Origin of the sequence: Amycolatopsis sp. NPDC059657 (assembly GCF_042734395.1) — a bacterium.
Classification (GTDB): Bacteria; Actinomycetota; Actinomycetes; order Mycobacteriales; family Pseudonocardiaceae; genus Amycolatopsis.
Map to the genome: position 1 here is coordinate 1 of NZ_JBHWEB010000184.1, position 13,295 is coordinate 13,295.

13 protein-coding genes are annotated in these 13,295 nt (G+C 68.9%); 6 read left to right on the forward strand and 7 right to left on the reverse strand.

Translation table 11 applies throughout. The features are described from left to right. Positions 1 to 204: 204 nt before the first annotated feature. Both ACFV15_RS45560 and ACFV15_RS45565 read right to left on the reverse strand, forming a co-directional pair. Positions 205 to 966, reverse strand: coding sequence for a metallophosphoesterase (locus tag ACFV15_RS45560; protein WP_378359406.1), 762 nt, complete (start codon positions 964 to 966; stop codon positions 205 to 207). Beyond that, entirely contained in the window at positions 963 to 1,592 is a 630-nt protein-coding gene (locus ACFV15_RS45565) for a GntR family transcriptional regulator (RefSeq protein ID WP_378359408.1), read from the reverse strand. Before ACFV15_RS45565 ends, ACFV15_RS45560 begins: the two co-directional genes overlap by 4 nt. A gap of 29 nt (positions 1,593 to 1,621) precedes the next feature. On the opposite strand from ACFV15_RS45565, the gene ACFV15_RS45570 reads away from it, so the two are divergent. Next, on the forward strand, positions 1,622 to 2,818 hold the full coding sequence (locus ACFV15_RS45570) for an aminotransferase class V-fold PLP-dependent enzyme (protein WP_378359409.1): 1,197 nt from the start codon (positions 1,622 to 1,624) through the stop codon (positions 2,816 to 2,818). Positions 2,819 to 3,298: 480 nt separating this feature from the next. On the opposite strand, the gene ACFV15_RS45575 is transcribed toward ACFV15_RS45570, so the two are convergent. Further along, a complete protein-coding gene (locus ACFV15_RS45575; RefSeq protein ID WP_378359411.1) occupies positions 3,299 to 4,438 on the reverse strand; it encodes an acyl-CoA dehydrogenase family protein in 1,140 nt (379 codons plus the stop codon). A 22-nt stretch (positions 4,439 to 4,460) separates the two neighbouring features. Between ACFV15_RS45575 and ACFV15_RS45580 the strand changes: the two genes are divergently transcribed. From ACFV15_RS45580 to ACFV15_RS45590, 3 genes are all read left to right on the forward strand, one after another. Beyond that, on the forward strand, positions 4,461 to 5,321 hold the full coding sequence (locus ACFV15_RS45580) for a LysR family transcriptional regulator (RefSeq protein WP_378359413.1): 861 nt from the start codon (positions 4,461 to 4,463) through the stop codon (positions 5,319 to 5,321). Positions 5,322 to 5,391: 70 nt separating this feature from the next. Next, on the forward strand, positions 5,392 to 6,906 hold the full coding sequence (locus ACFV15_RS45585) for an AMP-binding protein (RefSeq protein ID WP_378359415.1): 1,515 nt from the start codon (positions 5,392 to 5,394) through the stop codon (positions 6,904 to 6,906). A 4-nt stretch (positions 6,907 to 6,910) separates the two neighbouring features. Further along, positions 6,911 to 7,795, forward strand: a complete 885-nt coding sequence (locus tag ACFV15_RS45590) for a LysR family transcriptional regulator (protein WP_378359417.1) — start codon at positions 6,911 to 6,913, stop codon at positions 7,793 to 7,795. Here ACFV15_RS45590 and ACFV15_RS45595 read toward each other — a convergent pair. From ACFV15_RS45595 to pdhA, 4 genes are read right to left on the reverse strand one after another with little or no spacing between them, the layout of a single operon-like run. Beyond that, positions 7,773 to 8,405, reverse strand: coding sequence for a TetR/AcrR family transcriptional regulator (locus ACFV15_RS45595; protein ID WP_378359419.1), 633 nt, complete (start codon positions 8,403 to 8,405; stop codon positions 7,773 to 7,775). The genes ACFV15_RS45590 and ACFV15_RS45595 overlap by 23 nt on opposite strands. 10 nt (positions 8,406 to 8,415) lie before the next feature. Further along, the gene (locus ACFV15_RS45600; RefSeq protein WP_378359421.1) at positions 8,416 to 9,570 is read right to left on the reverse strand and encodes a dihydrolipoamide acetyltransferase family protein; all 1,155 of its coding nucleotides are present in this window, start codon (positions 9,568 to 9,570) and stop codon (positions 8,416 to 8,418) included. Further along, a complete protein-coding gene (locus ACFV15_RS45605) occupies positions 9,563 to 10,540 on the reverse strand; it encodes an alpha-ketoacid dehydrogenase subunit beta (protein ID WP_378359428.1) in 978 nt (325 codons plus the stop codon). The genes ACFV15_RS45600 and ACFV15_RS45605 overlap by 8 nt, the downstream gene beginning before the upstream one ends. Before the next feature lie 29 nt (positions 10,541 to 10,569). Then, positions 10,570 to 11,676 carry a pyruvate dehydrogenase (acetyl-transferring) E1 component subunit alpha gene (gene pdhA, locus ACFV15_RS45610; RefSeq protein ID WP_378359423.1) on the reverse strand — a complete coding sequence of 369 codons (1,107 nt, stop codon included), beginning with the start codon at positions 11,674 to 11,676 and terminating at the stop codon, positions 10,570 to 10,572. Positions 11,677 to 11,787: 111 nt separating this feature from the next. Between pdhA and ACFV15_RS45615 the strand changes: the two genes are divergently transcribed. Together ACFV15_RS45615 and ACFV15_RS45620 are read left to right on the forward strand one after the other, a co-directional pair. Next, entirely contained in the window at positions 11,788 to 12,270 is a 483-nt protein-coding gene (locus ACFV15_RS45615; protein WP_378359425.1) for an Lrp/AsnC family transcriptional regulator, read from the forward strand. A 24-nt stretch (positions 12,271 to 12,294) separates the two neighbouring features. Beyond that, positions 12,295 to 13,191 carry an ornithine cyclodeaminase family protein gene (locus ACFV15_RS45620; RefSeq protein ID WP_378359426.1) on the forward strand — a complete coding sequence of 299 codons (897 nt, stop codon included), beginning with the start codon at positions 12,295 to 12,297 and terminating at the stop codon, positions 13,189 to 13,191. Positions 13,192 to 13,295: the final 104 nt, after the last annotated feature.

The window sequence follows — 13,295 nt, forward strand, 5'->3', positions numbered from 1 at the left end:
GGTTGAACGTTGCGAACGGGGCGTTCGCAACGCTGAGCGACACATACGCCCCGTTCATTCCGTCCACCCCACCCCACAAAGCAGGCAAATGCGACATCGCGGGGCGAAATTCAGGCTCTGGAGTCCTTTGTGGACGTTTTGACAACGCAGGCCAAGCCTTAACTACCCAGCATTCGGTTCTAACCGCCCGCAACCCTCACGACCTCAAGGAACGGCGCGCAAGTGTGAGGTCAGGCGGCCGTCGTCGTGCAGGACGTGGAAGTAGAGCGACGGCGGCGCGTCCAGGTCGAGCGGGCCACCCTCGTCCCAGCCCCTGGCGCCGTTCGGCTCGAACGGCAGCAGGGACGTCGACACCACTCCCGGCGCGACCAGCAGCGGAAGCCCGGCGAAGGACGTGCTCGCCGCCGTGTGGGCGTGGCCGCACAGCAGGGCGGCCACCCGCGAGTGACGGGACAGGACTCCGGCGAGGCGGGCCTCGTCGAACTGGCGGATCCGGTCGACCGCAGGCACCGACAGGTCGACCGGCGGGTGATGGAAGCAGACGAACGCGGGCTTCCACGTACCGGTGCCCGTGAGCACTTCGTCAAGCCAGGCAAGGGTTTCCTCAGCGAGGAAACCGTTCGGCCGACCCGGGATGCTGGAGTCCAGTGAAACGTAGACCGCGCCGGGCGTGCTCATCACCTGGTTGACCGGCGCGTCACCGGCGGGCTCGCCGAGCAGGCCGACCCGGTACTCGGGCCGCTTGTCGTGGTTGCCTGGACAGGTGATCGTCATGTGCGGTGACTTCAGCAAGGACGCGACCTGTGCGTATTCCTCGAGCGCGCCGTTGTCGGCGAGGTCGCCGGTGACCACCACGGCGTCCACATGGGACAGTCCGTTGACGTAGGACAGCACCCGTGCCGCGCGCTCCTGGCTACGTGGCCCGCTGTCGATGTGGATGTCGCTCAGGTGCGCGATCGCGATCATCGTTGCCTGCCTTCCTCGAAATACCCCAGTGATTTCACCCAGTTCTGCACCAGCACGTGGCACGCCTCGTTGAGGTCGCACGTGCGCAGTGCCGCCGCGATCCGGCGATGCTCGTCGATGCTCTGGCGCGAGCGTTCGACGCCGCCGAAATACAGCACGTCATAGCGTTTCAAGAGCGGCTTGGTCTGCTCGATCAGCCGCAGGAGATGCGGGTTCACCGTGCGGGACAACAGCAGCGCGTGCCAGCGATCGTCCCATTCGGACAGTTCGGCGCCCTCGGCCAGCGCGGCCAGCATGCCGTCGGCGATCTCGTCGAGCGGGTCGGCCAGCGTCTGCAGATCGGCCACCGGCGTCCAGCGCACGGCGAGCGACTCGAGCTCGGCGATCAGCGGGTACAGCTGCCGCGCCTCGCCGAGGTCGAGCGGCGGCACGAGGAAGCCGCGGCCGAGCTCCGAGACCAGCAGGCCGCGATCGGCCAGCCCGACCAGCGCCTCGCGCAGCGGAGTGCGGCTGACACCGAGCTCCTTCGCGAGCTGGACCTCGTTGACCCGCGCGGTCAGTCTCCCGTCGAGCACGCGGGCGGTGATCTGCGCGAAGAGGTCCCGGCGCAGCGGAGAGCGTTGCATACAGTTGGACGATACTGTATTCAGTTGGTATGCAGCCAGCCGATGTTCAGCGCGCCCGTGCCGAAACCCCGGGCTGCGCCCAGGTGGCCCACTTCAACAACGCCGGAGCCTCACTCCCGCCTTCGATCGTGACCGAGACCGTCGTCGAGCATCTGCGCACCGAGTCGCTGATCGGCGGCTATGAGGCGGCCGCGCGCGAGGAAGAACGCATCGCGGCCGTGTACACCTCGATCGCGCGGCTCCTCAACGCCGACGCCGAGGACATCGCGCTGAGCGACAGCGCGACCCGCTCGTGGCAGGCGGTGTTCTACGCGTTCGGGTTCACCGCCGGCGACAAGATCCTGACCTGCAAGTCCGAGTACGCCAGCAACGCCATCGCCTACCTGCAGATCGCCCACCGCACCGGCGCCGTGGTCGAGGTGGTCGACGACGACGAGACCGGCCAGCTCGACGTCGCCGACCTGCGCCGCCGTCTCGACTCCAGCGTCAAACTCATCTCGACCACCCATGTGCCCACCCAAGGCGGCCTGGTCAACCCGGCCGAGGAGATCGGCGCGGTCGCCCGCGAGGCGGGCATCCCGTTCCTGCTCGACGCCTGCCAGTCGGCGGGCCAGCTCGACCTCGACGTCCAGCGCCTCCAGTGCGACGCGCTGAGCGTCACCGGCCGCAAGTACCTGCGCGGACCACGTGGCACCGGCTTCGGCTACATGCACCCCCGCCTGCGCGAGCGCGTCGAGCCCGCGATGCTCGATCTGCACTCGGCCTCGTGGACCGCACCCAACGAGTACGAAGTGGACCTGACCGCCAAGCGCTTCGAGAGCTGGGAACGCGACCACGCGGCGCTGCTCGGCCTCGGCGCCGCCGTCGACTACGCGCTCGGCTGGGGCCTGCCCGCCATCGAAAAACGCGTCGCCGAGGTCGCCGCCGACCTGCGCTCACGCCTGACGCAGGTCCCCGGCGTGATCGTGCACGACCAGGGCGCCCGCAAATGCGGCATCGTCACGTTCAGCGTGGCGGGCATCCCCGCCGAGAAGATCAAGGCGCACCTCGCCGAGTCGAAGATCAACACCTCGGTGTCGAGCCGGACTTCGGCCCAGTACGACTTCACCGCCCGCAACCTGCCGGACATGATCCGGGCGTCGGTCCACTACTTCAACACGGACGAGGAACTGGACCTCCTGGTCACCGAGGCCGACAAGCTCGTGAGCGGCATTTCCGGTTATTGAGCGCACAAACGCCACTTATGCAACACTGAGCGACACATACGCCCCGTTCATTCCTTCCGGCCCGCCCCGAAACTCGCGCGAAAGCGACAAAGTGGGACAAAGGAACCAGCAAAAGTCCTTTGTGGACATTTGTGGGCACCTGGGGCGAAGGTTGATCTTCGCGAAACCCGAGTTTGGGCCATTGAACTGCCTGAACTCGGGTTTCGTACATCCGAGCGTGGTGGACTAGGCCCTCATCTGCTCTGGCCGCGGCATCCAAGGCTGGTGCGATGGCTTTGCGTCGTCCAACGCCGCAAAGCCATCGCGCCACGACGCGAAACCTAGCTGCGCTAGGCCAGCGCCTGGGAGAGCCGAACGTGGAGCGAAAGGAAGAATCTGGACGTTGAGCGGCCAGATTCTTCTTTTCGCGAAGAGAGACTCACCTGGCGTGGACCGACCGACCCGGCGAAGACCAATCGAGACACCACGTTCGACTTTCGCTCACGACTCCTTGAGCAGCTCTCGGGCGATCACGAGCTTCTGGATCTCGCTGGTGCCTTCGTAGATCCGGAAAAGCCGGGCGTCGCGGTAGATCCGCTCGACCGCGACGCCGCGCATGTACCCCATCCCGCCGTGCACCTGGACCGCGCGGTCCGCGACGCGCCCGAGCATTTCGGTGCAGAAGAGCTTTGCCGAGGACGGGCCGAGCTTGCGGTCCTCGCCCGAGTCGTAGGCGTCCGCGGCGGCGAGCACCATCGCGCGGCCCGCGGCCAGCTCGGCGTGGGACTCGGCCAGAAGTGCCTGCACGAGCTGGTATTCGCCGATCGGGCGCCCGCCTTGCCGGGTGGTCCGCGCGTACGACACGGCCTCGGCCAGCGCCCGCTCCGCCATGCCCACGCAGATGGCCGCGATGTGCAGACGCCCACGCGAAAGCGAGGCCATCGCGATCCGGAACCCGTCGTTCTCGACGCCGATCAAAGCGTTGAACGGCACGGCCACGTCGTCGAAAACGACCTCGGAGGTCCAAGCGCCGCCTTGGCCCATCTTCGCGTCGTGCGGGCCGACGGTCACACCGGGCGAGCCGGACGGGACCAGAAGGCACGAAATACCCTTACCGCCCGCCGAATCCGGCTCGGTCCTGGCGAAGACGACGAAGACGTCGGCCAGCGGGGCGTTGGTGATGAAGCGTTTGGTGCCGTTGAGGACGTAACGTTCGCCGTCGGAGATCGCCTTGCTCACCAGGCCGCTCGGATCGGAACCGGCCTCTGCCTCGGTCAGCGCGAACGAGGCGATCGCCTCCCCCGCCGCGAGCCGGGGCAGCCACGAAGCTTTCTGGGCGGGCGTGCCGTAGTTGACGATCGCCTGGCCCGCGATGCCGTTGTTGGTGCCGAACAGCGAACGGAACGCCGGTGTCGTATAGCCCAGCTCGATGGCGAGGCGGACGTCTTCGGCCATCCGCAGGCCGAGACCGCCGAACTCCTCCGGCAACGCCCAGCCGAACAGGCCCAGCCCGGCCGCCTTCTCGCGGACCGAGGCGGGGATTTCGTCCGATTCGTCGATCTCCGTTTCGCGCGGCACGACCTCGCGGCGCACGAACTCCCGCACGGCCGCCAGTACCTGCCCGAAGTCGTCAGCATCCATATCTCGACGTTAGTCTGAAACCGTGGAACTACGGCAAGTGGAGTACTTCGTCGCCGTAGTCGACCACGGCGGGGTGACCAAGGCCGCCGAGGCGCTCTTCCTCGCCCAGCCCTCGCTTTCGCAGGCCGTCCGCCAGCTCGAACGCGAGCTCGGGGCCGAGCTGTTCGACCGCACCGGACGGCATCTCGTGCTGACCGCCGCAGGCCGGTCCTTTCTGGAACCCGCGCGCCGGATCCTCGAGGACGCCGAGCGGGCGCGCGGTGCCGTGAGCGCGGTCAGCGGGCTCACCGGCGGGCGGCTCGACATCGCCGCGCTGGCCGGGTTGACCACCGATCCGCTGCCCGAGCTGGCAGGCCGCTTCCACCGCAAGCATCCGGGCGTGCTGCTCAACATCGTCGACCCCGGCGGGCCTGCCGCGGTCACCGCCTCGGTCCGGCACGGGCAGTGTGATCTGGGATTGACCGAGCTGCCGGTGCACGGGGACTCGCTGCGCACCCTGCCGCTCGGCGACCAGGAGATCGTGCTCGCGCTGCCGCCCGCACTCGCCGAAGGGCTTCCCGATCCGGTGCCGCTCGACGCCGTCGCCGACATCCCGCTGGTGCTGGAGCTGGTCGACGCGACCACGCGCACCCAGCTCGACGACGTGCTCGACGGCACTGCCGGCCGGATCGCCGTCGAATGCGCGCACCGGCAGACGGTGTGGCATCTGGTCGAACACGGTGCGGGCGCGACCTTCCTGCCACGCCGGGTGGCCGAACGCGAGCTACAGAATGTCGTCGTCCGCGCGACGACTCCGCCGGTCAAGCGCACGATCGGGTTGATCTTCCGCGAGGGCCCGCTTTCGCCGGCGGCTGAGGCTTTCCTTTCAGCGGTAACGCCATAGGTAACGCCTATCGGGCTTTTCGCCCGCACGTCTTTGACGGGGAGGCACTTCATCGGCGTTAATGGATCACGTGAGTACCTTTCTCGACGTCGCCGTGACCGACCCGCACCGCACCGCGGTCATCGATCCCGAAGGCCGAGAGGTCACCTTCGGCACGCTCGCCGCGCGGGTCAACCAGCTGACGCACGCGCTGCGCGCGCTCGGCCTGGTGCCGGGCGACGGCATCACCGCCATCGTCCACAATGGAATCCCCTTCTTCGAGCTCGCGCTCGCCGCCTGGCAGAGCGGGCTGTACTTCACCCCGGTCAACTACCGATCGTCGGCCGACGAGATCGGCTACATCGTCGGCAACAGCGGCGCCAAGGTCGTCATCGCGGAAGCCGCCATCGCCGAGACCTGCACGGAACGGCTCGACGAGCTGGGCGTGCCGCCCACCCACCGGTTCGCGATCGGCGGCGCGCCGGGCTGGGAGGACTACGCCGACTTCGGCGCGGACGAGCCCACCAGCGTCCCCGAAGGCCTGACCATGGGCCAGAGCATGCTCTACACCTCGGGCACCACCGGCCGCCCGAAAGGCGTGCGCCGCCCGCTGCCCGGTGGCGAGCCGGTCGTGCCCGCGGTCGCGCTGGCGTCGCTTGAGCTCATGAACGTCCACCCCGGCACCGGCGTCCACCTGGTCACCTGCCCGCTCTATCACGCCGCGCCCGGCGCGTTCTCGACCAACAGCCTGCACCTCGGGCACACGCTCGTCGTGATGGCGAAGTTCGACGCCGAGGCGACGCTGCGGCTGATCGAACAGCACGCCGTGACCGAAACCCACCTGGTCCCGACGATGTTCCACCGCATGCTGCAGCTGCCGGACGAGGTGCGCGGCCGCTACGACACGTCCAGCCTGCGCAGCGTCATGCACGGCGCGGCCCCGTGCCCGCGCGGGGTGAAGGAACGGATGATCGAGTGGTTCGGCCCGGTCGTCTACGAGTACTACGGCGCGTCGGAGGGCATGGTCACCGTCGTCGACTCGAAGGAATGGCTGACCGAGCCAGGCACCGTCGGCAAACCGCTGCCTGGAGTGACGGTCAAGGTCGTCGACGAGCTCGGCGAGCCCGTGCCCACGGGCGAGACAGGCACGCTCTACTACCGCTCCGCGCAGACGAAGTTCAGCTATCACAACGATCCCGAAAAGACCGCCGCCAACCGCGACGGTGAGTTCATCACCGTCGGCGATATCGGTTACGTCGACGCGGCGGGCCGCGTGTTCCTCTGCGACCGCCGCACCGACCTGATCCTGACCGGGGGCGTCAACGTCTACCCGGCGGAAATCGAGGGCAGATTGCTAGAGCATCCAGAAGTCGCCGACGCCGCCGTGATCGGCGAGCCCGATCCCGAGTGGGGCCAGCGCGTGGTCGCCGTCATCCAGCCACGACCGGGTGTGCTGCCCGGCGACGACCTGGCCGAGCGCCTCGCGGCACACTGCCGGGAGAAGCTCGCCGGGTTCAAGACCCCGCGCCGGTTCGAGTTCCGCGACCGGCTTCCGCGCACCGAGTCCGGCAAGATGCTGCGACGATCTTTGCGTACCCCTTCCTAAAGCCGTGGAGCTGCGGCAGGTCGAGTACTTTCTCGCGGCGGTCGACCACGGCGGGATCACCCCGGCCGCGGCGGCGTTGCGGGTCGCGCAACCCTCGGTGTCGCAAGGCATCCGGGCGCTGGAGCGTGAACTCGGCGTGCTGCTGTTCGACCGGATCGGCCGCACGCTGGTGGTGACCTCGGCGGGCACCGCGTTCATCGGGCCCGCCAGGCGCCTGCTCCGCGGGGTCGCGGCCGCGGAGGGCTTCTTCACCGACGCGGGCGGTGTCCCGCGCGGCAGGCTCGACATCCACGCCTGGCCATTCGTCACCGCGCATCCGGTGGCCGAGCTGGTCGGCGGGTTCCGGCAGCGATTTCCCCAGGTTTCCGTGCGTATCAACGAACTCTCCGACGAGCAGGCGGCCGCGTCACTGATCCGCAAAGGACACTGCGAGCTGGTGTTCTGCTACCTGCCGGCGGGCGCGCGCGGCCTGCCCGCCGTCGAACTCGGCACCCACGAGTACTGGCTCGCCTTCCCGCCGGGCACCGAGATACCCGCCGCCGATCCGCTGCCGTTGTCGGAACTGCCCGACATCGGCTGGGTCGGCGTGCCGAAGGGCAGCTCACAGCGCACGCTGGTCGAGCAGGCGTTGCGGACCGCAGGAGCACGCACCCGGATGTCCTCGGTGCTGCAGAACCGCCAGGCCATCCCGGGATTCGTGCTGTCCGGCGTCGGCGCGGGCTGGGTCGAAAGCTCGGTCGCGCGGCGCCTGATCGGCCAGGGCGCGGTGGTCCGCGCGGTCGATCCGCCGATCAGGCGCGCCTACGGCATGATCTACGACCCGGCCCGCCTTTCCCCGGCCGGCAAGGCTTTCGTGGACCTGGTGCTCACACCAGAGCGGTGTCCCTGAGCCCGCTGAGCAGCATCCCGAACCCACGCTCGGCCTCGTCGACCGCGCTCGGGTAGAGCTCCGCCGCGGACTGCCCGCCGAGCACGCGCGTCAGGTTGCAGCAGACCAGCGCGTACTGGACGGCGATGACCTGCGCGGCCGCGAGCTTGGCGGTGAACGCGTCGAGCACCTCGGCGAACGCGCTCGCGAGCGCCGACTCGGTGCGCTTGCCGTGGTCGATCAGGCGCAGCTTCAACGTCGGCGAGCTCATCACCAGATGCTGGAACGCGAGGTACCCGTCCTCGTCGTTGAGCCCGGTCGCCGGTTCCCGCTCCGCCAGGCCACGCAGGAAATGCCGCCGCAGCGCGGCGACCGGCGACTCGCCTGGCTCACGCGCGCGGACCTGGCTGGCCGGCTGCTCGAAGAGGCCCTCGACCCGATACAGGACGAGATCCTCCTTGGTCGCGAAGTAGTTGAAGACCGTCATCTTCGACACCTCCGCCGCGGCGGCGACCTCCGCGACGGAAACATGGTCGAAGCCGCGATCGACGAACAACGCGATCGCGGCTTCGGAGATCGCACGGCGCGTCTGCAGCTTCCTGCGCTCGCGCGAACCCAAAGGCTCGCTCATTTCGCTTACCCTACAGCGCTTTGAGCGGCTCCTCGACGCAGTCCGCCACGAACCTGAGGAACCCGCCCGCCGTGCCGCCGTCGCAGACGCGGTGATCGAACGCCAGCGTCAGCTCGCACACCTTCCGCACGCCCAGCTGCCCGCCGACCACCCACGGCCGGTCGATGATCCGGCCGATGCCGAGTATCGCGGCCTCGGGGTGGTTGATGATGGCCGCCGAGCCGTCGACGCCGAAGACCCCGTAGTTGTTGATGGTGAACGTGCCGCCGGTGAGATCGGCTGGCGTCAGACTCCCTTGCCTGGCCGCGTTCGTGCGCTCGGCGATCGCCTCGGACAATTCGGGCGTCGCCAGGCGCTGCGCGTCACGCACGACCGGGACGACCAGCCCGCGGTCGGTCTGCGCGGCGAACCCGAGGTGCACGTCGTCGAGCACGACGATCTCGTCACCGTCGACGCGCGAGTTCAGCTCGGGGAACTTGCGCAGGCCGAGCACGGCGAACCGGGCGATCAGCGCGAGCAGGCTGACCGGCTTGAGGGCGGCGCGCGCCTCCATCAGGCGCGTCGCGTCGACGTCCACCCAGACGGTCGCTTCGGGGATCTCGCGGCGTGACTGCGAGAGCTTGTCGGCGACGGTCTTCCGGATGCCCTTCAACGGAATCCGGCGCTCACCGGTCTTCACGACCACCGGCTTCGCGGTGGCCTTCTCGACATCGACACGGCGCACGATGCCGTGCGGCCCGCTGCCGTCGATCAGGGTCAGGTCGAGCCCGCGCTCCTTGGCGAGCTGCCGCACGAGCGGCGAGATCACACCGGGTTTCGGCGCGCGTGCGGTGACCGGCGCGGCGCTCACGCGGGCTCGCCGGTTGCGGCGTTTCGTCGCCGATGTCCCGTATCCGATCAGGACATTGCCGCTGTCCTCTTCGGACTTGGCGGCATCGCTCACCGAGATCAGCGGCGTGCCGACGGCCAGCGACTGGCCTGGCTGGCCGTGCAGCGTGCTGATCACGCCCGCGAACGGCGACGGCACCTCGACCGAGGCCTTGGCCGTCTCGACCTCGACCACCGGCTGATCGACGGTGATGGTGTCGCCGACGTTGACCAGCCAGTTCACGATCAGCGCCTCGGTCAGGCCCTCGCCGAGGTCGGGCAGCAGGAAATCAGGCACCGTGCACCTCGTCGTCCCATTGCAGCCTGGCCATCGTGTCGAGGATCCGGTCGACACTCGGCAGGTGGTGTTCTTCCAGTTTCGGTGCGGGGTAAGGGATGTCGAGCCCGGTGACGCGCAGGATCGGCGCGTGCAGGTGGTGGAAGCACCGCTCGGTCAGCCGCGCGGCGACCTCGGCGCCGTAGCCGCAGAAGCCGGAGGCCTCGTGCACCACGACCGCGCGCCCGGTCTTGCGCACCGACGCCGCGACCGTCTCGTCGTCGAACGGCGAGAGGCTGCGCAGGTCGACGACCTCGACGTCCCAGCCCTCTTCGAGCGCCGCTTCGGCGGTCTCCATGGCGGTCGTGACCATCGGCCCGTACGCGATGAGCGTGACGTCCTTGCCCGTGCGGCGGACGACCGCGCGGTCCATCGGCGTGCCGGTGCGGTCGAGCGTGACCTCACCCTTGGCCCAGTACCGGCGCTTGGGCTCCAGGAAGATCACCGGGTCAGGGCTGTCGATCGCGTCGCGCAGCAGGTGGTACGCGTCGTCGGGCGTGCCGGGCGTGACAACACGCAGACCGGCGGTGTGCGTGTAGTAGGCCTCGGACGAGTCGCAGTGGTGCTCGACGCCGCCGATCCCGCCGCCATAAGGGATCCTGATGACGACCGGCAGTTCGACCTTGCCCTGCGTGCGGTTGCGCATCTTGGCCAGGTGACTGGTGATCTGCTCGAACGCGGGGTACGCGAAGGCGTCGAACTGCATCTCGACGACCGGGCGCAGTCCGTTCATCGCCATCCCGATCGCGGTGCCGACGATGCCGGCTTCGGCGAGCGGGGTGTCGAACACGCGACGCTCGCCGAAGCGCTCACTGAGCCCGTCGGTGACCCGGAAGACGCCGCCCAGCGGGCCGACGTCCTCGCCGAAGACGAGCACGCGGTCGTCGGCCTCCAGCGCGTCGGCGAGTGCGGCGTTGAGCGCGCCCGCCATGGAAAGCTGCTGGACTTTTTCGATCGTGGTCACGCTTCTTCCCCTGACAGCTCGGCTTCCAGCATCGCCGCCTGCTCGCGCAACGCGGCCGTGCGCTCGGCGTAGACATGGTCGAACAACGCCTGCGGCCGGACGACAGTGCTCACTACGTCGGCGTTCATTCCTTTTCGGACGGACGCGGCGAAGTCCTCCGCCTCGGCCGCGACGGCCTCGCGCCGCGCGTCGTCGAGCAGCCCGCGGCCGATGAGGTACGCCTCCAGCCGGTCGAGCGGGTCACGCCCGAGCCAGGCGGCGACCTCGGCCGAGTCGCGGTAGCGCGAGGCGTCGTCGGCGTTGGTGTGCGCCTCGATCCGGTAGGTGACGGCCTCGATCAGCGTCGGCCCGCCGCCGGCGCGCGCGGTCTCGACGGCCTGGCGCACGGCCGAGTAGACGGCCGCGGGGTCGTTGCCGTCGATGAGCAGCGACGGGATGCCGTAGCCGATCCCCTTGTGCGCCAGCGAAGGCGCGGCGTTCTGCTTGCTCATCGGGACGCTGATGGCGTACCCGTTGTTCTGCACCAGGAACACGGTCGGCGTCTGCCACACCCCGGCGAAGTTGAGCGCCTCGTGGGTGTCGCCCTCGCTGGTCGCGCCGTCGCCGAGCAGCACGAGCGCGACGCTGTCCTCACCCTTGTAGCGCGCGGCGTGCGCGACGCCGACGGCGTGCAGCGTGTTCGTGGCGAGCGGGGTGCACTGCGGGGCCACGCGGTGCTCGTACGGGTCGTAGCCGAGGTGCCAGCCGCCCTGCAGCAGCGTCAGCGTCTGCACGGGGTCGACGCCGCGGGTCACCAGCGCGACCGAGTCGCGGTAGGTCGGGAACAGCCAGTCCTGCGCGTCCAGCGCGACGACGGCGCCGACCTCGCACGCCTCCTGCCCGCGCGAAGACGGGTACACGGCGAGACGGCCCTGCTTGGTCAGCGCGGTGGCCTGGGTGTCGAAGCGGCGGCCGACGACCATCCGGCGGTGCAGGTCGAGCAGCACCTCGTCGCTCGGCATGGTCAGCTCGGAGCCGTCGATCAGGCGGCCATCGGCGTCCAGCAGTCCGATCGGGGTTTCGGACGGCAGGAGATGCCGCAGGGGCAGGCTGGTGAGCGTCAAGGCGACCTCCTGAGTCGGGTGTCGCTGATGGTGACGGTTTTGGAGCCGTTTTTCTAGACATGTTGATCTGATCTGGACGCCTGTTCTTCCAGAGCGGCTATCATCGGCCAAATGACCAGTTCCGAGGGCGAAACACCGAGTCCGCCTGGACAGCTGGACGACACCGACCAGGCGATCGTCACCCAGCTCCGCGCGGACGGCCGCATGTCCATGCGTGCCTTGGCCGAGCGCCTCCATATTTCGCGGGCGAGCGCCTACTCGCGGGTGGAGCGTCTGCACCGCGACGGCGTGATCACCGGCTACAGCGCGGTCATCGATCCTGAGCGCTGCGGCTACGGCATCTCGGCGTACGTGTACCTCAAGGTCAGCCAGCACTCCTGGAAGTCGGTCAAGCAGCGCGTGCTCGAGATCCCCGAGGTCTGGCACGGCGCGCTGGTCTCCGGCGAGTACGACCTGGTGCTGCTCGTCCGCGCCCGCGACGCCCAGAGCCTGCGCAACCTCGTCCTCACCAAGCTTCAGACGGTCCCCGACGTGGTGTCCAGCCACACGGTCCTGATCCTCGACGAACTCGCCCCCGACCGAGCCCAGCAATAGCGTCCGATGTGCCAAGATCCCGGCATGCTCACCGCAGTGGACATCCGCAGGCTCATCTCGATGCCCGACGCGATCGCCGCCGTGCGGGCGGCGTTCGTCGACTTGGCGGCAGGCGAGTTCACCCAGCCGACCCGACTGTCGTTCGGCGGCGGCCGCGCACTGGTGATGTCGGCCTACCACGCCGGTTCCGGCGCCGCGGTGGTCAAAACACTGAGCGTCGAACTCGACCGTTCACCCGCGATCCTGGGCACACTGGTCTGGAGTTCCGCCACCGGGCAACTGGTCGCCGACGCGATCGAGGTGACCACCATGCGCACGGGTGCGGTTTCCGGTGTCGCCACAGACCTTCTGGCCGCACCGGACGCCACACGACTGGCCGTACTGGGCGCCGGAGCGCAAGCCGCCGATCAGGTGCGCGCGGTCGCGGCCGTCCGGCCGTTGGCTTCGGTGACCGTGTACTCGCGGACGTCTTCGCGGGCTTCGGCCCTGATTTCCGCTCTGCGGAAGGAGTTCCCCGCCATCGAGTTCACGCTGAGCGGGACGGCCGACGAGGCGGTGTCCTCGGCAGATGTGGTCTGTTGCGCGACTTCCGCTTCGCAGCCGGTGTTCGACGCGTCGGCATTGCCGGAGAACGTGCACGTCAACGCGATCGGGTCTTATCTGCCCTCGATGCGCGAGCTGCCCGAGTCCTTGCTGGCCTCCGCTCGCGTGGTGGTCGTCGACGAGGCCGAGGCGTGCTTGGAGGAGGCCGGGGAGATCATTCACGCGGTGTCGACCGGGTCGCTCAAGCGGGATTCGTTGGTGGAACTGGGTTCCGCGCTGGCCGAGCCGCCTGGGGTGGGCGGGCGGACGGTGTTCAAGAGCGTGGGGGTCGCCGCCCAGGACTGGGCCTTGGCCCGCTTGCTCGCCCAGGGGTCGTGAGTGTTTTCGCCGGTTAGAACCCAATGCCACGTAGCTTAAGTTGATCAGGCTGCGCGGGTGAGTCCGCGTAGTCTGATCGTGGGTGGGCCGGGGTGGTGGGTGCT